This window comes from Polynucleobacter sp. MG-28-Ekke-A2, assembly GCF_035012985.1.
Classification (GTDB): Bacteria; Pseudomonadota; Gammaproteobacteria; order Burkholderiales; family Burkholderiaceae; genus Polynucleobacter.
Genome location: NZ_JAYGQU010000080.1, coordinates 1 through 255 on the forward strand (window position 1 = coordinate 1; position 255 = coordinate 255).

1 pseudogene is annotated in these 255 nt (G+C 52.2%); it reads right to left on the minus strand.

What is annotated here, in order from left to right:
- Window positions 1-255: pseudogene (locus tag VC188_RS12010) on the minus strand (IS3 family transposase); the annotation flags it as partial.

Sequence of the window (255 nt, forward strand, 5' to 3'; positions counted from 1 at the left end):
TTAAGCCAGGCGTAATAGCCACTGTGGTGGACTCGTAAAACCTTGCACATGGTGCGGATGGCATGCTCATGCTGGTGCTTTTTGATGAAGGCGTACTTTAACCGGACTCCTTGGCAAAGTACGCGGCGGCCTTTTTTAGGATGTCGCGCTCTTCGGTAACCCGCCGCAGCTCCGCCTCCAGTCTTTTAAGCTTAGCCGTTTGATCATCCCCCACTAGACGCTGCTCGGCTGGAATACCATATTTATTAATCCAGG